Annotated in this window: 21 protein-coding genes; 1 reads left to right on the top strand and 20 read right to left on the bottom strand. The window is 42.1% G+C overall.

What is annotated here, in order from left to right; genetic code table 11:
• Nucleotides 1-354: 354 nt before the first annotated feature.
• From gcvT to J7K63_03930, 19 genes are all read right to left on the bottom strand, one after another.
• Nucleotides 355-1,455, bottom strand: a complete 1,101-nt coding sequence (gcvT, locus tag J7K63_04020; GenBank protein ID MCD6234191.1) for a glycine cleavage system aminomethyltransferase GcvT — start codon at nucleotides 1,453-1,455, stop codon at nucleotides 355-357.
• An 11-nt stretch (nucleotides 1,456-1,466) separates the two neighbouring features.
• Nucleotides 1,467-2,603 carry a pyridoxal phosphate-dependent aminotransferase gene (locus J7K63_04015; protein ID MCD6234190.1) on the bottom strand — a complete coding sequence of 379 codons (1,137 nt, stop codon included), beginning with the start codon at nucleotides 2,601-2,603 and terminating at the stop codon, nucleotides 1,467-1,469.
• Between the two features lie 15 nt (nucleotides 2,604-2,618).
• A complete protein-coding gene (locus tag J7K63_04010; GenBank protein MCD6234189.1) occupies nucleotides 2,619-2,996 on the bottom strand; it encodes a hypothetical protein in 378 nt (125 codons plus the stop codon).
• 52 nt (nucleotides 2,997-3,048) lie between these two features.
• Entirely contained in the window at nucleotides 3,049-3,243 is a 195-nt protein-coding gene (locus J7K63_04005) for a hypothetical protein (protein ID MCD6234188.1), read from the bottom strand.
• 1 nt (nucleotide 3,244) lies between these two features.
• Complete coding sequence (locus J7K63_04000; GenBank protein MCD6234187.1) at nucleotides 3,245-3,634, bottom strand: hypothetical protein; 390 nt, start codon at nucleotides 3,632-3,634, stop codon at nucleotides 3,245-3,247.
• A gap of 18 nt (nucleotides 3,635-3,652) precedes the next feature.
• Complete coding sequence (amrS, locus tag J7K63_03995; protein ID MCD6234186.1) at nucleotides 3,653-4,681, bottom strand: AmmeMemoRadiSam system radical SAM enzyme; 1,029 nt, start codon at nucleotides 4,679-4,681, stop codon at nucleotides 3,653-3,655.
• Nucleotides 4,668-5,354 carry a hypothetical protein gene (locus J7K63_03990; GenBank protein MCD6234185.1) on the bottom strand — a complete coding sequence of 229 codons (687 nt, stop codon included), beginning with the start codon at nucleotides 5,352-5,354 and terminating at the stop codon, nucleotides 4,668-4,670. Before J7K63_03990 ends, amrS begins: the two co-directional genes overlap by 14 nt.
• Before the next feature lie 126 nt (nucleotides 5,355-5,480).
• The gene (gene hemW / locus J7K63_03985) at nucleotides 5,481-6,614 is read right to left on the bottom strand and encodes a radical SAM family heme chaperone HemW (GenBank protein ID MCD6234184.1); all 1,134 of its coding nucleotides are present in this window, start codon (nucleotides 6,612-6,614) and stop codon (nucleotides 5,481-5,483) included.
• Between the two features lie 9 nt (nucleotides 6,615-6,623).
• Nucleotides 6,624-7,529, bottom strand: a complete 906-nt coding sequence (gene lepB, locus J7K63_03980) for a signal peptidase I (protein MCD6234183.1) — start codon at nucleotides 7,527-7,529, stop codon at nucleotides 6,624-6,626.
• Nucleotides 7,519-8,538, bottom strand: coding sequence for a ribonuclease HII (locus J7K63_03975; GenBank protein MCD6234182.1), 1,020 nt, complete (start codon nucleotides 8,536-8,538; stop codon nucleotides 7,519-7,521). The genes lepB and J7K63_03975 overlap by 11 nt, the downstream gene beginning before the upstream one ends.
• Nucleotides 8,532-10,241: a ComEC/Rec2 family competence protein gene (locus tag J7K63_03970; protein MCD6234181.1), complete on the bottom strand. Its 1,710-nt coding sequence runs from the start codon at nucleotides 10,239-10,241 to the stop codon at nucleotides 8,532-8,534. Before J7K63_03970 ends, J7K63_03975 begins: the two co-directional genes overlap by 7 nt.
• A 295-nt stretch (nucleotides 10,242-10,536) precedes the next feature.
• A complete protein-coding gene (locus J7K63_03965) occupies nucleotides 10,537-12,183 on the bottom strand; it encodes an NAD+ synthase (GenBank protein ID MCD6234180.1) in 1,647 nt (548 codons plus the stop codon).
• 13 nt (nucleotides 12,184-12,196) lie between these two features.
• On the bottom strand, nucleotides 12,197-12,484 hold the full coding sequence (locus J7K63_03960) for an acylphosphatase (GenBank protein MCD6234179.1): 288 nt from the start codon (nucleotides 12,482-12,484) through the stop codon (nucleotides 12,197-12,199).
• Nucleotides 12,460-12,918: a TIGR00725 family protein gene (locus tag J7K63_03955; protein MCD6234178.1), complete on the bottom strand. Its 459-nt coding sequence runs from the start codon at nucleotides 12,916-12,918 to the stop codon at nucleotides 12,460-12,462. The genes J7K63_03960 and J7K63_03955 overlap by 25 nt, the downstream gene beginning before the upstream one ends.
• A gap of 339 nt (nucleotides 12,919-13,257) precedes the next feature.
• On the bottom strand, nucleotides 13,258-14,553 hold the full coding sequence (gene asnS, locus J7K63_03950; protein ID MCD6234177.1) for an asparagine--tRNA ligase: 1,296 nt from the start codon (nucleotides 14,551-14,553) through the stop codon (nucleotides 13,258-13,260).
• Between the two features lie 130 nt (nucleotides 14,554-14,683).
• Entirely contained in the window at nucleotides 14,684-15,547 is an 864-nt protein-coding gene (locus tag J7K63_03945; protein MCD6234176.1) for a TIGR01212 family radical SAM protein, read from the bottom strand.
• Between the two features lie 157 nt (nucleotides 15,548-15,704).
• Complete coding sequence (locus J7K63_03940; GenBank protein MCD6234175.1) at nucleotides 15,705-16,385, bottom strand: Crp/Fnr family transcriptional regulator; 681 nt, start codon at nucleotides 16,383-16,385, stop codon at nucleotides 15,705-15,707.
• Entirely contained in the window at nucleotides 16,386-16,745 is a 360-nt protein-coding gene (locus J7K63_03935; GenBank protein ID MCD6234174.1) for a hypothetical protein, read from the bottom strand.
• The gene (locus J7K63_03930; GenBank protein ID MCD6234173.1) at nucleotides 16,717-17,328 is read right to left on the bottom strand and encodes a hypothetical protein; all 612 of its coding nucleotides are present in this window, start codon (nucleotides 17,326-17,328) and stop codon (nucleotides 16,717-16,719) included. Before J7K63_03930 ends, J7K63_03935 begins: the two co-directional genes overlap by 29 nt.
• A 317-nt stretch (nucleotides 17,329-17,645) precedes the next feature.
• Between J7K63_03930 and rpsT the strand changes: the two genes are divergently transcribed.
• Nucleotides 17,646-17,900 carry a 30S ribosomal protein S20 gene (rpsT, locus tag J7K63_03925; protein MCD6234172.1) on the top strand — a complete coding sequence of 85 codons (255 nt, stop codon included), beginning with the start codon at nucleotides 17,646-17,648 and terminating at the stop codon, nucleotides 17,898-17,900.
• Between the two features lie 67 nt (nucleotides 17,901-17,967).
• On the opposite strand, the gene hutH is transcribed toward rpsT, so the two are convergent.
• The gene (hutH, locus tag J7K63_03920; protein MCD6234171.1) at nucleotides 17,968-19,491 is read right to left on the bottom strand and encodes a histidine ammonia-lyase; all 1,524 of its coding nucleotides are present in this window, start codon (nucleotides 19,489-19,491) and stop codon (nucleotides 17,968-17,970) included.
• Nucleotides 19,492-19,641 lie beyond the last annotated feature (150 nt).

Genomic DNA, 19,641 nt, shown 5'->3' with positions numbered 1-19,641 from the left:
AGGCACTTGCCGGTTCAGAATGGTTGTCGTCAGCAATGCACTCAGAAGGATGAAAAGAAACCAGTAGAAGGTAAAACGCCAGGTTTTTCTATAATCCTTGGCAGCAAAGAAGGTCCATCCCCACACAAAGAGAAGTAAAACAAGTCCCCATGAAAAATAACCCATGCCGTATTTAATCAAAACATGTGCAATAAAAACACCGGCGATACCCATGGCATTTTCGATGAGAAAGAAGCGGGACATGGATAAAACATCGGAGGGCGAATAAGTGGCCAGACTAATACCCGTAAGTATAGCCGTTATCATAAAAAGAACGCCGATGGCTTCCTGCTTGAGTTTTTCTTTCATAGGAATTTAATAGGGTTTTGAATCCACGAAAGGGGTTTTTACAATTTCTGCACGAACTTTTTTGTTCCGGATACCGATTTCAAGGGAAGTGCCTGTTTTTGCAAGGTCCCGTCTGACATAGGCAAGGCCGATCGGTTGATTCAGGCTGGGGGATTGTGTCCCGCTGGTTACGACCCCCACTTCTTCGTCCTTAAAATATACTGGATATCCATGACGCGGTATTCCCCTTTCCCGGAGAATGAAGCCCGCCAGTTTCCTGGCAGGTTTGGATTCCTTGATCTTCATCAGCTCTTTTTTCCCGATAAAATCTTCTTTATCAAGTTTGGTTATCCATCCCAGTCCGGCTTCAAGCGGATTGGTCGTTTCATCAATATCATTCCCATAAAGGCAATATTTCATTTCAAGACGCAATGTATCCCGGGCTCCAAGTCCGGCAGGTTTTAAACCGTAAGGCTGCCCTGCTTCAAACAGCGCATCCCAGAGTTTTTCACTCTCTTCCGGTTTATGATAAAATTCAAATCCCGGTTCACCCGTATAGCCTGTGCGTGAAATGATCATGGATATCCCGGCCACAGATCCTTTCAAAAAATGGTAAAAACCAATTGTTTCAGGATTAAAATCAACCAATTGTTTCAGGATTTTTATGCTTTCAGGTCCCTGAAGAGCCAGTAAGGCATAGTCGTCAGAAGCATTTTTAACAGAGACTTTTCCTTTCAGATTTTTCTTAACCCAATCAAAATCTTTTTGAATGTTGCCGGCATTCACAACCATCATATACTTATTTTTTTCAAAGCGGTATATGATGAGATCATCCACGATTCCCCCCTCCGGATAACACATGGCGGAATACTGGGCTTGTTGATCATCCAGGGATGAAACGTTATTTAACGTTAGATAGTTTAGAAATGCTTCAGCATCATCTCCTTCCACGAGGAATTCGCCCATATGTGACACATCGAAGATACCGGCCTTGTGGCGGACCCCGAGGTGCTCATCTTTAATGGATGTATACATAACGGGCATTTGAAACCCGGCAAATTCCACAATTTTTGCCCCCAGGGAGAGGTGTTTTTCATAAAATGGAGTTTTTTTCAATGTTTTATTCATGGGATGATCCTTTATAACACAATGATGGAATTGATTCCTTCCCGGATACGCCGGACACCTTCTGCAAATGTATCAGGGCGTCCACCGTAACTTAAACGCATAAACCCTTTGGAGTACTCTCCAAACGCTTTACCCGGGACCGTTAAGATACCAAAATGATCTTTCAGATAGAAGGCAAAATCCACCTCGTCCATAGCTTTCAATACAGCATCAGGAATTTTAAATAACACGTAAAAAGAACCGAGGGTGGGAACGTATTCAAGCTTATTCTCTCTCAGTGCTTCTGTAATGATTTTCCTGTTATTTATCACCCTGTTCCGGTTGTCTTCCAGCCATTTTTTATAATCGAAGTCGGGAAAACGGCTGACTATCAACTGGGAGATGGTGGGAGCAATGGCAACCATGGCCTGATGTGCGGCAAGTATCTGATTTAATACGGAATGCCGTGTAAAAACCCACCCCAGGCGCAAACCCGGCAGTCCAAAACACTTTGTCAGAGAACTGATAATAATGGTCCTGTCTCCCACTGTATTCCAGTTGTGGCATACCGGTTTCTCAACATTACCGAAAAAACGATAAACTTCATCCACCAGGAGAAAGGTATCGTACTCATCACAAACCGCTTCTACCTGGCGGATATCCTCCTCCGTCATCATCAATCCTGAGGGATTGGCAGGGGTATTCAGAATCACAACAGCTGTTTTTTCACTGATATGCTCCCGGACACTCTCGGCTACGCTCCCTTTGCAAAAGGGCGGAATCGGATAGGTTTTCAAATCCATCCCCGTCATTTTACTAATTGTAGGATAAGTAAGAAAGTAAGGGGATGGAATGAGAAGCTCGTTCTTTTTCCCCTCCCAATACAACTTGACTCCGGCAATACCGGCACTGAGTCCTTCTTCTGCACCACACACAATACATACATTTTCAAAACTTCCGGGATACTCATTAATGGTCACCACCGCTTTTCTGGATTCGTCGGTCCCTGCTGTGGGCGAATAGGCAAAATTATTCATCACATCCCTGCTGATAAGGGAATGGAACCACTCCGGCATATCAAAAACAGGTTCACCAAGAGCTAAATTGATACTTCCTGAAGGAGCACCATCAAATATTTGACGAATTAAAGATTTCTGAACTGATGACATGGCTGGCCTTTCGTATTATCTTTTGCGTTTTCCAATTCGTTCAATAATCACCTGATCCGCATCTGTATCTGTTTCTTTTGGTTCGGCTATTGTTTCGGGAGGTTCCTCAACTTCCTCTTCAGGCACTTCGGACTTCTTCCATTCGGATATCCTTTCGCTTTTTTGTTTGATATCAGGGAGGGTTTCAAAATATTTGGTATCCTTTATTTCTATCTCTTCAAGGATTTTCCGGACATCTTTGTCAAAATCATCCAATGTTTTTTCAATCCGTTTGTAAAGAATATTAAACATTTTCTCACCATAGGATGATTTGACCATATCCAACATATCATTCAACACGGTCCCCAGATCCCTCGGTGCCTTATTCTCCTTTTTCCGATTATTTATATCCATTGTTTCTCCTTAATGGTCGTCAGTGGACAGTCTACAGGCATCAGCCTGTCGATCACCAGAGATCTCTCTTTTTAAAATCTTCGAAATGAATCAGTTGACGGTTGATTTCCTTCAAGGCTCCCCGGAGAACTCCCGTCACTTTGACTGGTTTTGCTTCACCGGGAGGCGATTTCTCCAGCTTTTGGATTAATTCTTTAAATTCCTGTAACTGATCATCATCCAGTTCAATGGTAATCTTGTTCAGCATGTCAGGACTCCCTTTTTAAATACATGCGATAATTATACGCATCCAGTTTTTCGATCACAATGACATCTCCCGGCTTGACATTCTTTTCCGTCATATAACGGGTTGTACCTTTTGTGTAACTGCGGTTCCTGAGTACATAGCGTTTATCCACAATATCGGTTTCTATTGAAAAACCGGCATCTGTTTCAATATTAATTGTCTTTACTTTATAACTTAAATTCACATTGTCGGCGGGATTCATGGCCCCGATAACATCATAGGGGAAAAAATCAATGTGGTCTGCCACCGAAAACTGCCGCTGCATGAAAAACAGATTCTGACGGGTTATTTCGATTTCAATGGAGTCTTTAAGTTTTATTCCAGTCCAGTTTTGTGTATCAAATTGCATCATATATACAAATTTCTTTTATTATTCATCCGGATTCACTATGTCAATGAGCCTGCCACACGTGCAAACTCTTTCCTGTTCAACCTGTATCCGATAAGAATGCCTGTTGATAATACGGGCATGACAATCGGGACAGTAGGTAGAGTTATCCACGCCCGAAATGTTGCCAATATACACATATTTCAATCCAATATCCAAGGCAAGCTCGCGAGCTTTTACCAGGGTCTCAGGAGAGGTAGGTGCGTGATATTGCCGTTTATATCCGGGATAAAAGGCGGACAAGTGTAAAGGTGTCAACTCGCCCGTATTTTGCAGTATCCATTCAAATTCGCACAGGAGCTCTTCACGGGAATCATTCAACCCCGGGATGATAAGAGTTGTGATTTCCAGGTGTTTTTTCAAAGTATGAATCGTCTTTATGGTTTCAAGAATTTCAGAAAAGGATGCTCCCGTATATTTTCTATAAAAGGAATCTGAAAAAGCTTTTAAATCGATATTGAAAGCATGGACATTTTCGTACAGTTCCGGGATGATGTCTGCCGAGACATAGCCATTTGTGACAGATATGGTTTTCAACCCCTTTTTCACGGCAATTTTGGCTATATCCCGCATATATTCGGCATAAACCGTAGGTTCATTGTAAGTAAACGCAATCAGTCGGAGTCCTGCCGATTCTGTTAACCGGACAATTTCTTCAGGTGAGTATGTTTCAGAAGAAGGTATTTTATCATATCCTGCCTGTGAAATCGTCCAATTCTGGCAAAAGTCACAGGACAGATTACATCCCATGGTCCCGATGCTGTAAACCAATTCACCGGGATAAAAATGATACAGAGGTTTCTTTTCCACCGGATCCACGTGAAGAGCCACAGGTCTTCCATAAGAGACGGAATAGAGGACTCCTGCACCATTTTTTCTGACTTTACAGCATCCATAGCGGTCCGGTGCAATAATACATTTATGAGGACACAGAGTACATTGAACACGGTTAGTATCATCACCGAGGGAACTCCACCAGTCCGCCCGATGCAGGAAATCAGAAGAGTTCATATAAACGTTTTTCATAATCTATTTTTTTCTTTACGATTGAATCAGGCTCAAAAAAATACTGAATGTTGATGTGCCGGTCCGCACGGTTAATGGATGTGACCAACAACTCATTGCCTGATATCCATTTTTGAGTATAAAACGGTTTTCCGGGCGAATAATTCTTTACATCATAAACGGCAATATAGGACGGATTTCCGTATTTCTTTCTGAGAATACCGGTGATCATCCGGTATTTTTTCAGCAATGCTTCTTCAGTTCTCATTTCGGGAAGATAGAGAAGCTGAAAAGAGGTAATGCCTTCATTCTGGTATCCCGGATAACAGTACAGGGTATCTTCGCCGATGGCAGAGATCCAGCGATCCAGGGTATCCTGTGCAAAACCACGAAGTGTTAAAAGAGCTTCCACCTGTTCCCGGGGAATACTCCACGGGATTGAAGAAAAAGTGAAAGCCTGTGCTTCCAGTTCTGAGAGAAAAAAAGAGCTTTGTATAAGTTGAAAATCAACTGTTTTATTAACCCCGCTATCTGTCCTTGTAATCAAAGTATCACTCAGCGCATCAACATTAAATTCCGGCAGGGTATCCTGAAAAACTGCCAGAGTATCCATATCCTGTGCAGATAGAGTTATCACACCTGTTATACACAAAATCAAACAGCAGAAAAATTTATTCATGACAGCACCAACCTTAATCGTTCTTTTAAGAGTCCTTTTGCAGCGTCATCGCTTTCGTAACTGATTAGTGAGATAATTCTTAATCCCCGGTTATAAAAAGTATTGTTTAATTTCATGAAATGCAAGTCAGCAGTCTATTTTTTCTGTTAATTCTTCGATAATTGAATCCAAAAGTATCCATCCTTCCAGTGTTGCCTTCAGAAAATTCCCCTCAATTTCCAGAAGTCTTGTCTCCGACTCAGTATTCAGGCGAGATATCGTATTATAAAAAGGTTCAGGATGCTTCAGGATAGATAGAGAATTCAGATTAAAACCTTTTTCTGTCCTGAGTTCAAGCATCAGCCGCTCGGTAAGCCATTGCCTGTCATTGATGGTTTCATACACCGGTTGACATGTATCGTTCAGATAGCTTTTTAAGTCGGGAGGATTCCAAAAGCGGGTTCTTTCCCACTTGGAATGGGCTGAGGGTCCTAATCCAAGATAATTGGAATTATCCCAGTACTTTGAATTATGACGGCTGTGACATCCGGGTTTGGCAAAATTGGACACTTCGTAATGGGAATATCCCTTATCTGTTAAATAATGATGGGCATACAGCCACAACTTGCTCACGTTTTCTTCTTCAGCAGGTTTCACCCGGCCATTTTGAATCCATTTATAAAGGGGGGTTCCCTTCTCGGCAGTCAATATATACACAGAAAGGTGTTCAGGAAAAAATTCCCACAGCATATCAAGACTCACCTGAAGATCTTCAACCGATTGTCCCGGAAGTCCCGTAATCACATCACAGGCCAGCGAAAAAGCATTGTAGGATCGAATCATGCGTAAAGCTTCGAGATTCTTTTCTGAATTGTGAATCCGTCCCAGGAAGGTCAGTTCTTCATCCCGGAAGGACTGGGTTCCCAGAGACAGGCGGTTGATTCCGGACCGGAGATATGCATTGAGATCTTCTGAGTTTATGAACTCGGGATTCAATTCCAGTGTAATTTCAGCATCGGATGTGATGGAAAAAGCCTGTTTCAGGGCATTCAGACATTCCAGTAAATCGGATGAGTCAAGACTATTGGGTGTCCCTCCGCCAATATAAACTGTATCAAAAATATGGGAGGAATAATACCGGGCTTTGTCTTCTATTTCCTTTTTAAGTTGCCGCATAAAACGGGAAGTCTCATCCGCTTCGGCAACCTGGCTGAAAAAATCACAGTATGGACACTTTTTCAGGCAAAAAGGGATATGGATATAGATTCCGGGATTTCCCATGGAAGAGTCTTAGGATACAGTATGAAAAATACGGTTCCAGCGAATTTTTTTGTAAAACTGTGTCCAGGGAACAGTTTTATCCCAGGAAAAGTAAAGAATCAATGGTGAACCCATCACATATTTATAGGGTACCAATCCCCAATAACGGCTGTCAAAACTGTTATCCCTGTTATCTCCCATCATGAAATAGTAGTCTTGTTTCACCTTGTATTTCGGTTCACCTTTTTCATAATAAATGCCATAATTATCTTTCGGACTGTGTCCGTCAAGAATCATGATATGGCGGATATACTCAACCTGTTTGTGTGATAGTCCTGACAGCTTAAAGATATCCCCTTTCCTGGGGACATAAATGGGATCATACTGATCCCTGTTCCCGTTTCCACTGGGAAATATCCGGGGTTCTTTATATGATTTTGGAAAGATATTATCATAATTCACAATTGAATGTTCAGGATCTTCGAAGCGTTCACCGTTTACATAGACTTTTTTATCCACAATTTTCACAGTATCTCCCGGCGTTCCCAGACACCTCTTTACATAGTTGGTCCAGGGATCCAGAGGAAATTTGAAAATCACCACATCCCCTACCTCAGGCTGTGTAAAAGCGGGAAAACGATAATAAGGAATATCAAAACCAACCCGGGTAAAAGGAATGCCGATCCAGTCCGGCGTACGGGCGCCATATAAAAATTTGTTTCCCAGTAAAAAATCTCCCACATTGATGGTTTTCTCCATGGAGCCTGTGGGAATCTGATATGCTTCAATAATGCCCGCCCGGATAAAAAAGACGGCAATAATTACAAGAGTCCAGGATTTGATTTCGTAGATGACCCGTTCTTTAGTAGAAGAAAAGATCTTTTTGTTCTGTTTTTTCTTTTCCCGATGTTTCTGAAAAAATTCCTTAATTGTCATTGTTATTCAACTCACTTTCTCCGCCGTAAATAATATCGGCATAATGTTTAATGACAGGATTCCGCCAGGATTCAGCCTGTACGGTGATCACATCCAGTCTTACATGATATTCCATATAGCCTAATTTATAGAAATACAACTCAGATAACCTGAGCATTTTTTTTATTTTTTGTTCTGTTATCCATTCTTCAGGCTTCCAGTGGTCATTTGGTCCGCAGGTTTTTACTTCAACAAGAACGAACTGTTCCCCCTTTTTCATCACCAGGTCAATTTCTCCGTAGTGTTGAAGCCTGACATTTCGTTCAATAAAGGTAAAACCATGCTTAAGCAACGTATACAAAGCCCAGTTTTCTCCCCAGAAACCCAGTATTTTTCGATCCGGATGATACGGAAAGGTAAAGGATTTGACAGGTTCAAAACTGAGCCGGTGCTCAGGAGATGGCAAATTTTCATGAAGGAGCCGGATATGTCTTGCCGTGCCATATCCTTTATGCTTTTCCAGTTCGTATACCGGATAACGGCGTGCACATTCTTCCACATACCGATCCCGGGATGTTTTGGCAAGTATAGATGCCGCCGCAATAGAAAATGAGCGCCGGTCTCCCCCTTTTACAGGGACACAACGGATTAATCCGTCGGGGATTCGGTTTCCGTCAATCAGAATTTTGTCGGGCCGGACAGCCAGCGCTTCAACAGCTTTTTTCATCCCATATAAGGTTGCCTGAAGGATATTCATCCGATCAATTTCCTGGTGATTCACAAATATCACCGACCATGCCAAAGCATGCTGCAGAATCCACTCACGGGCCTGATTTCTCTTTTTTTCACTGAGTTTTTTTGAATCCTTTATCAGGGGCTTGGCCTCAATGTGCAGTGGAAATATCACTGCAGCCACAGCCACCGGACCGAAAATTGGACCTCTTCCCGCTTCATCCACACCTGCAAGCAAATCTGCCGGATTATCCCGCATGCTGCGGTCAAATAAAATTAAAGGGTTATCCGTCACCATATTTTCAAATAAGCCTCCATTCCCATTTTTTTTAACTCCGCTTTAATGTTTTGTCTTTCCTGCAACTGACGGACGGTTAGAAATTTATCAGTTCCCGTTCGTAATTCACTGTACTTTTTTCGTGATATCACCAGGTCCACCCCATCCATTTTTTCTGCATATTCCATGAGTCCGCAGGTTTTCCCGTCCAACTTCAGTAAAGCATTTATTTTATTGTGATTCGGAAAAAGTGAAATCGATGTACTTCCATACGTCAATGATGTATCTTTCCTGACAATAACATCAGCCAGACCGAAAAAATCATCCGGAGCCATCACTACCAGGTCGGGATACTTCTTTTTTAATCGCAATACATTCTCGGGATTAATGAAAATTGGGTGTGTGACAAGAAAGTATTCCACGCCCACTCCGGTCAAGCGGAACCGTTTGAGAATTTGTTGTTCAAACTGATCCTGCCCGGCTCCATTCATCATAAATACTTTTTTCCCCTTTCGCAATATCAGAGCATTATCTTCTCCGGGAATAATGACAGATTGATACAATATTCCCGGAAAAAACCCTGTAACAAGAAGCAAAGTAGAGTATAACCAGTATTTATGCACTTTTTTCCCGGGAATATCAAAAAATAAAAGTGTGATAATAAACCAAAGAGACAGAACAAGAGGTACATTCCTGACCTGACGAACAAGCATATTGTCACACTGAGTAACAATAAATAAGATATGAAAAAACAAATCGGACAAGAAGGAATACACGTATGCACAAGCAGTTCCCAACAAGGGAAGAGCATGAAGAAACAGTTTGGCGATAATTGAAGCCAGCATCAGAAAAACCAGGGGGATCATGACCAGATTCAATACAATTGCCAGAGTTGAAAAGGTTCCGAAAACTATCACACCTGCCGGCATGATTCCCCAGGTGGCAGCAATAGAGACATAAAGCATTTGCAAAACATATCGGACGATTGGATGAAAGTTGCGTGTCTTTACCTCCATGGGAGGATAAAATATGAGGATTCCAAGGACCGCCAAATAGGAAAACCAAAAACCTACCTGATTCAGTAGTAACGGATCGCACATCAACATAATCAGCATGCTCAGAAAAACTATCTGAAAAATATGGATCTTTCGCTTCAGAATTGTTACGGTACTATAAAGCGTCACCATCAGCACAGTCCTGAAGATAGAGGATGAAAACGGTGTGAGAAAGGCATAAAAGATGGAAAGAATAGGTATAATCCATAAGATCAATCGGGGACGGCATCCGGCTTTTTTCAGAATGAAAGAGGTCAGCATCACAATAAATCCGACATGAAGTCCGGATACGGCAAACAGGTGACTGATACCGGCTCTGTTGATTTTATTCTTCAACGGAACAGGAATCATTTTTTTTTCTCCAAGAAAGAGTCCGCAAGCTATAAATCCGGCTCCTATGTTACTGTCTTTCAACAAGATAGATCTTATAACCTCACGTATATTTTCAAGGATATTTTGCAGATAGAATGATTTTTTTCCATAGCACTTAATCACATTTTCCGATGTTGAATACACGGATAGCCTTGGTAAAGAACCTGTCATTTGCAGATGTACCCTGGGCTGCCGTAGCAAACATGTTTGTCCGGAATTCAGAGTATCCGAGCCGTCAGAATAAAAGGTAACCGGCAGAGAAATTTTATCAGTTTGATATTCTGCCTTCCACCACACATTTTGTTTCCAGTCCGTATATTTTTTCTTCAAAAATATGGAAATAGGTTCTTCAGCTTGAGATATCTCTTCTTTATTCGGAACGTGGTGTTGTAATGAAAATATGACAAGACAGCATAGCATAACCAGGATGAAAACGGGGGATTTACAGATGTAAAAGCGGTATAACCATATTAAGAGGATTGAAATGAGAATAAAAGGTATCACGGAAAAACAACGGAAAAAAAGAATCAGCATAACGGACAGGATACTGAGCCGTAATGCAGGGGCCGGGCTGAATACACCGGTTAAAATGTTATAATTTTTGATCTTTGGTCATATACTTGTTAACAATGGGAATCCGACGCCCCATACCAAAGGACTTTTCCGTTACACGAAGCCCCGGTGGCGCCTGCCGACGTTTGTACTCTGCAAGATGTATCAGTCGGTTCAGGTGATAAACCAGTTCGGCATCATACCCTTCCTGAATAAGTTGTTCCGGACTTTTTTGATGTTCTATCAGAAATTCCACCAAAGGACTTACAATTTCGTAATCAAAGGGGTCTGTCTGACCTTCACGCAATTCTGCAGAAGGAACTTTTTCCAGGATATGCTGAGGGATTCTGTCATAACCCGCTTTTTCGTTGATATATCGGGACAAACGGTAAACATCTTCTTTGTTCAGGTCACTTATGACAGCCAGGGCACCGGCCATGTCGCCGTAAAGGGTTGAATATCCCAGGGCCAGTTCTGTTTTATTCCCCGTTGTAAGGACAAGCCTGTTAAATTTATTGGCCAGCGCCATTAAAATGATGCCGCGGCTCCGGGCCTGAATATTCTCTTCTGCCAGTCCGAAATCTGTCCCTTTAAACTGTTTTTCCAGGGTTTTAAGCACCACTTCAAAAATGGACTGAATAGAAATTATTTCATGATGAATACCGAGGTTTTGAGCCAGTTGCTGAGCATCCGAGATAGAATGTGCCGAGCTGAACCGAGATGGCATCAGAATTCCCCACACATGATCCGGTCCTAACGCTTCTGCTGCAATCACCGCAACCAAAGCCGAATCAATACCACCACTTAATCCGATTACGGCATCGGTAAAACCTGTTTTATAAAAATAGTCCCTGACACCGGTCTGTAAAGCCTGGAGGAGTTCCTCATCCGGTAAAATTTCAGGTTCTGGCAGAAGATCTTCACTTTTTGTGTTTCGTTCAATAGATGCGCAGGTAATCGTTTCATTAAAAGGTCCGTTATAGGCAAGCCACCCGCCCCGGGAATCCACCATAAAACTATTGCCGTCAAATATTAGTTCATCCTGACCTCCACAAAGGTTGACATAGCAAAAGGGGGTTTTGAGATGCCGTACTTTATTCAAAACAAGTTCTTTTCTTTTTTTGAATTTTCCATAGCTATAAGGAGAAGCACTGCAATTTATGAGAATTTCAGCACCCTGACGGACCAGTTCTTCAGAAACTTTAATATCATAATAATCATCCCACAGATCTTCGCAGATTTCGATACCCAGTTTTATACTTTTCCCTCCAATCTGACAACTTATGGGTCTCACTTTCGTTGCAGGCACAAAGTACCGTTTTTCATCAAACACATCATAGGTCGGAAGCAAGGTTTTATAGACAGTATCCAGCATCTTCCCCCCACTTATAACCGATACTGCATTATGATACACCTCTTTTGAGGGATTATCTATATATCCTACTAAAGAAGCGATTTTTAAATGGCGGGTTTCATGGGCAATTTTCTGGCATGCAATCAGATTTTTTTCCACAAAACCTGGTTCAAAGATCAAATCCTGTGGTGGATAACCGGGGACTGTCAGTTCGGGGAACACGACAAGGTCGGCGTTCTTTTCAGCAGCATCGTGAATTGAACGGATGATTTTCTTTGTATTTCCCGTTAAATCACCAACGGAAGTATTCAATTGGGCAAGGGCTATTTTCATTGGTATTCCCTATTTATCGGATTTCAAAATATCGAAAGTATTCATCTCTGTCCGGTGGTTCGATCCTCATACGATCCACCCGGGCATAAGATGGTCCCTCGGCGAGACCCCGTTCAAAAGATTCAATACATTCCTGTGAACCCTGGGCTACAACCAGAACGGATCCGTCAAACTGATTTTTGGCGAATCCTTTAATACCATATTCATCGGCCAGACGCTTTGTAAACCATCGGAAGCCGACACCCTGAACCCGGCCGGAAAGGACATATTTCCGGGTTATAATAGTTGTGTCTGTATCCATTCAAAAGCCTCCCGGGCATTTTCACATTCATGTACACCATCAATGCTCCAGGATTCCACGGAAGCAATCGGTTTTTTATAATTCAATGTGTGAGCAATTTCTGAGAGGGTCCCGTATTTACCTCCAAAAGCACATGCTGCATGACAAGCCAGGGCAAGAACCTCATTCCGGGCGTATCCGAGACCGGTTACCAGGGGGATGCTTACATATTTATTAGCCTCTCTATCATGCCCTTCCGGAAGAAGTCCAATAGAAATTCCTCCCCTCGAATCCACTCCCCGGCATACAGCTTCCATGATACCGCCTTTTCCCCCACAAATGATGATCCATCCTGCTTCTGCAGCCAGCTGTCCGAAAAGTTCCGCCTCTTTCAGTAACTTCTGTTCGGCTTTCCTCCCGCCAAATACGGCAATGATGTGTTTCTTACGCTTCATGACTCTAATTTAATCATTAATTACGCAAATAAGCAAAATAATATTAAAATTGATATATAGAGTGGGAGTTTTGAGTTAGCATTGTGCTGCTGTTGGGAATGCTGAATTTGAGGTTGATAAGTTGTACCCTTTTAGTTTGTTCTTTTATAGGAATACAAGACCTGATTTGCTCAAATATTTGGAATGAGACTTATAAAATAAAATATGTTTTCTTGTTTCATTTTAACATTGTTATTAAGAGAACGAACAGCTTATACATTTCATTCTCGCTCTTTCTCCCAACCAAACTCTAAACCCCCAACTCCAACTCATGACTCACCACTCATCACTTTCAACTCTTTAAGGATTTAGTCTCACCATTGTTCTTGGCCACGGGATACATTCCCGGATATGATGTAACCCACAGATCCACTGAACAGTCCGTTCGAGTCCCAAACCAAAGCCTGAATGGGGAACAGAACCATATCGCCGGACATCAATGAACCAGTTGAAGATTTCTTCCGGTAAATTCTCCTTTTTTATACGTGCCAGGAGTTTATTGATATCTTCCTCGCGCTGGCTTCCCCCGATAATTTCTCCGAACCCTTCAGGAGCAATCATATCCACACCCAGTACATAGCGTTCATTTTCCGGATCGCGTTTCATGTAAAAAGCCTTGGTTTCCGCAGGCCATTTCCAAATCATGACGGGTTTATCAAAATCTTCGGATATGGCTGTTTCATGAGGTGCTCCGAAATCGTTGCCCCATTCAAAATCCAGTCCCTTTTTATTTAAAATTGCCACGGCTTCATCATACGTAATACGGGGAAAAGGCGGAGTAATCTTTTCAAGTTTAGAGAGATCTCTTTCCAGAATATTTAATTCATCAGGACAATTTTTCACGACCCGCTGAACAAGATAAGACACAAATTCTTCTGCCAAATCCATGTTGTCATGAATATCGTAAAAAGCCATCTCCGGTTCGATCATCCAAAATTCCGTCAGATGGCGGCGCGTTTTGGATTTTTCCGCTCTGAAGCATGGACCGAAACAATATGTTTTATTGAAAGCCATAATGGCAGCTTCACTGTATAACTGACCGGATTGAGTCAGATAAGCCTTCCGGCCGAAATAGTCCGTTTCAAACAGGGTTGTGGTTCCTTCTGCTGCATTGGGTGTAAACATGGGCGAATCCACAAGAACAAAATCCCGTTCATCAAAAAAATTCCTGCAGGCTTTTTCCACTTCAGCACGGATCTTAAGAACGGCATTGGGTTTCCGGCTTCTAAGCCACAAATGCCGGTTGTCCAGGAGAAATTCAATGCCATGCTCTTTCAAGGCAATAGGATACTCTTCTGCAATCTGGTAGATCTTGATGTCTTTCACCAGGATCTCATAACCAAATTCCTGTCGTGGAGCCTTTTGCACACGGCCACGGATTTCGATGGAAGATTCTTGTGTAAGTGTGTTTTTCATCTCGAATACATTTTCACTTACTTCATTTTTCAAAACAACACACTGTATCCAGTTGGTTCCATCCCTGAAAATTAAAAACCAGATTTTTCCACTTTTACGAATATTATAAACCCATCCCCTGAGTGTGATCTCCTGATCGGCATATTTTGGTACATGTTTAACAAGGACATGGTCAGGCATACAAATTCTCCATTTTAGGCAGATTGCAAAATTAACTGCTGAATATAAGGAATTTATTGAGAATTGAGAATGGAAGAATGGGTGATTGAATGGGAGGAAAATTGTTCAGTTTGTGACACGGAGCAGAGTGTTACAACTGACCGGCTTGCCACAAGCCTTTATCATGCATGGTTTTCTGAATATCCATGATGATTTCGGTAGTTCTTTTTTTCCACACAGGAGCCACCAGATAGGAACCCGGTGATTCGGCAAAAAGGCGCTGAAAAATGATCTCAGGTTTTATTCTGGAAATAAAGTCTGTAACCAAATCGAGATATTCTTTGTATTCAAAGAGATGAAACGGATTATCAAGGTATTCTTTTTCAAGTCGTGCCCCTCGGATGACCTGGAGGTGATGCAATTTCAAAAAGCGTATTTTCCACTGATTGATCTCCCGGGTCATAGCCAGCATTTCTTCTCTTGTTTCAGTGGGTGAACCCAGAATGACGTGTGCTGTAACATCAAATGAATATTCTTCCAGTATCGCAAACGCTTGCAGCGTATCTTTCATCGTGTGACAGCGGTTCATCCAGAACAGAGTTTTATCATAGATGGATTCCACACCAATCTCGAGGTTCACGTAGGTATACCGGCTTATATCCTTCAGAAAATCAAGTACTTCCCTCTCCAGGCAGTCCGGCCGGGTTGAAACAGAGATGCCTACGACATCTTTATCGTCTAAAACCTGCCTGATTTTCTCCTTTAAAACTGATACCGGCCCATATGTATTCGTATAACTTTGAAAATAGGCAATAAATTTATCCGCGTGAAAACGTTCTTTCAGATACTGTTTCCCCTGCCTGATCTGTTCATTCAGGTCCCCTGTCACGGCATAAGGCGGCATAAATGAGTCGTTGTTGCAATAAATACACCCTCCCCACCCTTTCGAGCCGTCTCTGTTGGGACATGTGAATCCGGTTTCGACGGATAAACGCTGAACACGGGTGTGAAACATATCATCCAGAAAAAATTTGTAATGATTATATCTGAAACCGTTGCGGGCGTATGGGAGTAATGGCATGATGGGCAATTTATTTTTTTTAATTGAGAATTGGTGGGGAGTCTTCAGTCGGCAGTTGTCAGTCGTTAGAATATTGTACTGTTTACGACGTTTATTTTGAGAAATTCCGGTAGAATTCCATGTAATTATTGATGATCAACTTCCGTCCTTCACGGGTAATGAGTCCTTTATTTTCCAGCATTTTCAACATCCGGGAGACTGTTTCCCGTGATGTCCCGGCCATGTTGGCAATATCCTGCTGCAGGGGAATATCATTGATCGTAACATAACCTTTCAGATGGACACCCAAATCTTCGGCGAGACGAATGATGGTATTGGCGACCCTGTGTTCGGCATCACTGAGAGATAGGCTTTCAATCTGCTGATCACTCCGGCGGAGCCTGCGGGCAAGTTCTTCTAGAAGATGGATGGATATCTTCGGATATTTCTCCAGCATTTCCAAAAAATCCTGCCGTTTCAACATAAATACTTCCGATTTCTCCAAGGCAATCACATTTGCAGAGCGTGACTCGCCATCCAGAATGGACATTTCACCAAAAAACTCACCATCAGATAAAATACTGAGAATTACTTCTTTCCCATCCTCGTTAATCCGGCTGATCTTAACAGCCCCCTGACTGATGATAAAAAGCGTATCCCCCAAATCTTCTTCCAGAAGAATCAGTTTGTTTTTCTCATAGGTTCGAACCTGAATAACCTTGGAGATTTGTTCAAGCTCCTGATCTTCAAGATCTTCAAAAAGGGGAATATTACGCAATAAAGAAATATCCATTTATTCATCCTCCTTATGATCGGTCTTTTTCGGGGCAAATCGATCCAGCAGATCAGGCACCAGATCAAGAACTTTACCTAATTGTTGTTCCTTCCCGGTAAGCATCATGAGTTTTGCATGATCTTTGTGAACCGCAATCACTGCAACCGGGTGGATATTCATCCCCCCTCCAAATCCTTCAACTACGGATTTATCGTTGTGATGCCCTTGTGCATTATGATCACCGCTTCCAAATCCCACCGATATCTTTGAAATGGGGATTAACGTGAGGTCATCTATGTGAATCGGATCACCGACAACCGTCTTGGTATTCAAAAATTCATGGGCTTTGTCAAGAAGCTTCTCCAGGGTCTGGTTCATGCTTAATCCTTCTTTGTAATGATGACAGTTTACGATAGTGCCACCAAATAATTAATAATCTAATAACAATACCATACAAATTCATAGAAAAATATAAATCAACGTTAAAATCCAGGGACTTTTTATCATAACAGAAGCAGGTTGACACTGCACCGGAGCTCCTTTTGGCAGCCATAAAAGGTTTCAGGGAGGCAACAGTTCCCTCAAGCCAGCCTGTCACGGCCGGATTTTCATTTCCATATACAAGATGAAGACAACGAATTTTTAGATGGAAATATGAAAAAATCCTACGAATCTGAGGTAAAAGTGTTTTTCGGATAAAAGGTTTATAAAAAGCAATCTTTTCTTTTATTCCCATAGATTCAGCTTCAGTATCCTTTGCCTCTACTCCTGTGTATTCTTTTTCTTCCGGAGACTCACTCCTTTTTTCCTGTGTTTTCATGTCATCCGGTTCTCTGTCAGATTTCATGGGTTCGGTCTTTACTTTTTCTTCAGATACTTTTTCATCAACTTTTTTCTTTTTTTCAATCTTTTTTAAAGGAATTTTTATAGTTATACCCAGGAATACCACAAATACATTCATCTTTTGATCCCTGTATTCAATCTTGGTCTTAAGCAACCAGGATATCCAGTAAGCTGCGCCTTTGAAACAGATATTTTTATTCTCTTTCGCTGCCTGCAATGTCATTTGGAAAGGAATAAAAAGAATGGAAGCCGTTATAAGTAACAAAAAAGTGATAATTATCAGGAGAATTTTCAGAATTAGGAAAAACATCAGTGGAATTTATAAAAATATTTAGATTACCGTGAACAATTTCAAAAAATATTTATGCAATTTTATTGACATTACAAAGAAATGAAAATAAATTTTCAGGCTATAAAAAAGAGAAAAGGAGTGATATGGCATATCCGTTATCAACAAAGAAAAGAATCCGTCAGGCTGAAAAACGCAATCAGCGCAACCGTCACTATAAATCCCTGGTAAAAACCGAGATCAAAAAATTCATGGATAACGATTCCAGGGAGAGTGGTCAGGAACAGTTAAAAAAGGTCTATTCCCTGGTAGATAAAGTTGCTCAAAAGGGAATTCTTCATAAAAACCGGGCGGCAAGTATTAAATCCCGCCTTTCCCGGCATTTAAATACGCTGAATTAATTTTTTCTAAATATCTTCATTTTCTACAAGCCTCCAGATGGAGGCTTTTTATTATATCTATATCACATTACCGTTTGGCTGTTTTTTGAAGGTAACCGCTCTTGATGATATTGAGGGCTTTCCGGATATCCTCGTACATTATTCTGTCTTTTTCCAGATGCGGAATATCCTGTCGAAGACGCTGATGTACTTTTTCCAAAACGGGACTTGATTTCAGGGGACGGTGATAGTCGATTCCTTCAGCAGCTGCCAGATATTCAATTGCCAGGACGGTTTCTGTATTTTCAATAATCTCCAACAGTTTTCGGGCAGACCGGTGTCCCATACTCACATGATCTTCCTGATTGGCAGATGTGGGAATACTATCAACGGATGCCGGCGTAGCCAGTCCTTTATTTTCAGAAACAAGGGCTGCCGCCGTCACGTGGGCTATCATAAATCCACTGTTCACCCCGCTGTCTTCCACAAGAAATGCCGGGAGTCTGGACATGTGAGTATCGACCAGTTCGGCAATCCGGCGTTCTGAAATATTGGCAATTTCACTGACGGCCATGGCCAGGTAATCAAGTGTCAGAGCTGGCGATTCACCATGGAAATTCCCACCACTCACAATCAGATCATCTTCCTTGAAAATGAGAGGATTATCCGAGACACCATTGGCTTCGCGGATAATAATATGTTTAACATGATCGTATGCTTCCCACACTGCCCCGCACACCTGGGGATAACACCGGAAACAGTAGGGGTCCTGAACTTTATCGCAGTGTTCGTGGGAACGGTTGATTTCACTTTTTTGCAAATAATAACGGATCCTGTCCGCACAGGCAGCATTGAAAGGAGAGCCTTTTGCCTCATGAATGGCCCGGTGGAAAGGTGACAAAGAGGCTTTCATGGCATCCAGAGACAATCCAAAAATCAGTTCACCGGAATACAGGATGTTCTCTGTACGGATCAGGGCCATCACACCATGGGCTGTCATGGACTGTGTCCCGTTGATTATGGCCAGACCTTCTTTAGCTTTTAAAGTCAGGGGGTTCCGGTTTAAAGACCTAAGCACTTCGGTCGCATCCCTTTCTCTCCCCTTTTCCATGACTTTCCCTTCGCCGATGAGGGGAAGGGTCATGTGAGCCAGGGGAGCCAGATCGCCGGATGCACCCACACTTCCTTTTGCCGGAATGCAGGGAAGAATGTCGTGATTCAAAAAGAAAACCATTTGTTCCACAACAAGAGGGCGCACACCGGAAAACCCTTGTATCAGGCTTTGAATTTTAACAAGCATCATAAGCCGGACAATATCCGCTTCTATATTGGGACCTACACCGGCAGCATGACTTCGAATCAAATTAACCTGGAGTTCATCCAGCCTCTCGTCGGGAATACGAACCTGAGCCAGATGGCCAAATCCCGTATTCACACCATACATCACTTTTCCGTTCCGGATTTGCTCCTCAATATAGGCACGTCCCTCCTGCAGGCGTGTTATAACCTTCTCATCCAAAGATATTTTCGGTCGGACCTGCAGGTAGTATTTGAAATCCTCAAGTGTCAGGGGATTTCCATCCAAACAAAGAGTGTTTTCTTTAAATTTCATACATGATTCCTGTCATTTTTACTTTAAATACACCATTTTCCCCTGGAGAAAACCCATCTTTTTATTATCGATCCGGTAAAAATACACACCGGAAGCGGCTGTCTGTCCCGATTCCGTTGTCCCGTCCCAATGAATAGTTTGAATTCCGGC

The sequence above is a fragment of the Candidatus Neomarinimicrobiota bacterium genome, from assembly GCA_021157965.1.
Taxonomy (GTDB): Bacteria; Fidelibacterota; Fidelibacteria; order Fidelibacterales; family Fidelibacteraceae; genus Fidelibacter.
This window is presented reverse-complemented; position numbering and strand designations above follow the sequence as displayed.

Bases quoted from the DNA above. Each gene is read 5' to 3' on its own strand.
- gcvT (MCD6234191.1), bottom strand. From the start codon at position 1,455: ATGAATAAAACATTGAAAAAAACTCCATTTTATGAAAAACACCTCTCC.
- J7K63_04015 (MCD6234190.1), bottom strand. From the start codon at position 2,603: ATGTCATCAGTTCAGAAATCTTTAATTCGTCAAATATTTGATGGTGCT.
- J7K63_04010 (MCD6234189.1), bottom strand. From the start codon at position 2,996: ATGGATATAAATAATCGGAAAAAGGAGAATAAGGCACCGAGGGATCTG.
- J7K63_04005 (MCD6234188.1), bottom strand. From the start codon at position 3,243: ATGCTGAACAAGATTACCATTGAACTGGATGATGATCAGTTACAGGAA.
- J7K63_04000 (MCD6234187.1), bottom strand. From the start codon at position 3,634: ATGATGCAATTTGATACACAAAACTGGACTGGAATAAAACTTAAAGAC.
- amrS (MCD6234186.1), bottom strand. From the start codon at position 4,681: ATGAACTCTTCTGATTTCCTGCATCGGGCGGACTGGTGGAGTTCCCTC.
- J7K63_03990 (MCD6234185.1), bottom strand. From the start codon at position 5,354: ATGAATAAATTTTTCTGCTGTTTGATTTTGTGTATAACAGGTGTGATA.
- hemW (MCD6234184.1), bottom strand. From the start codon at position 6,614: ATGGGAAATCCCGGAATCTATATCCATATCCCTTTTTGCCTGAAAAAG.
- lepB (MCD6234183.1), bottom strand. From the start codon at position 7,529: ATGACAATTAAGGAATTTTTTCAGAAACATCGGGAAAAGAAAAAACAG.
- J7K63_03975 (MCD6234182.1), bottom strand. From the start codon at position 8,538: ATGGTGACGGATAACCCTTTAATTTTATTTGACCGCAGCATGCGGGAT.
- J7K63_03965 (MCD6234180.1), bottom strand. From the start codon at position 12,183: ATGAAAATAGCCCTTGCCCAATTGAATACTTCCGTTGGTGATTTAACG.
- J7K63_03960 (MCD6234179.1), bottom strand. From the start codon at position 12,484: ATGGATACAGACACAACTATTATAACCCGGAAATATGTCCTTTCCGGC.
- J7K63_03955 (MCD6234178.1), bottom strand. From the start codon at position 12,918: ATGAAGCGTAAGAAACACATCATTGCCGTATTTGGCGGGAGGAAAGCC.
- asnS (MCD6234177.1), bottom strand. From the start codon at position 14,553: ATGCCTGACCATGTCCTTGTTAAACATGTACCAAAATATGCCGATCAG.
- J7K63_03945 (MCD6234176.1), bottom strand. From the start codon at position 15,547: ATGTTTCACACCCGTGTTCAGCGTTTATCCGTCGAAACCGGATTCACA.
- J7K63_03940 (MCD6234175.1), bottom strand. From the start codon at position 16,385: ATGGATATTTCTTTATTGCGTAATATTCCCCTTTTTGAAGATCTTGAA.
- J7K63_03935 (MCD6234174.1), bottom strand. From the start codon at position 16,745: ATGAACCAGACCCTGGAGAAGCTTCTTGACAAAGCCCATGAATTTTTG.
- J7K63_03930 (MCD6234173.1), bottom strand. From the start codon at position 17,328: ATGAATGTATTTGTGGTATTCCTGGGTATAACTATAAAAATTCCTTTA.
- rpsT (MCD6234172.1), top strand. From the start codon at position 17,646: ATGGCATATCCGTTATCAACAAAGAAAAGAATCCGTCAGGCTGAAAAA.
- hutH (MCD6234171.1), bottom strand. From the start codon at position 19,491: ATGAAATTTAAAGAAAACACTCTTTGTTTGGATGGAAATCCCCTGACA.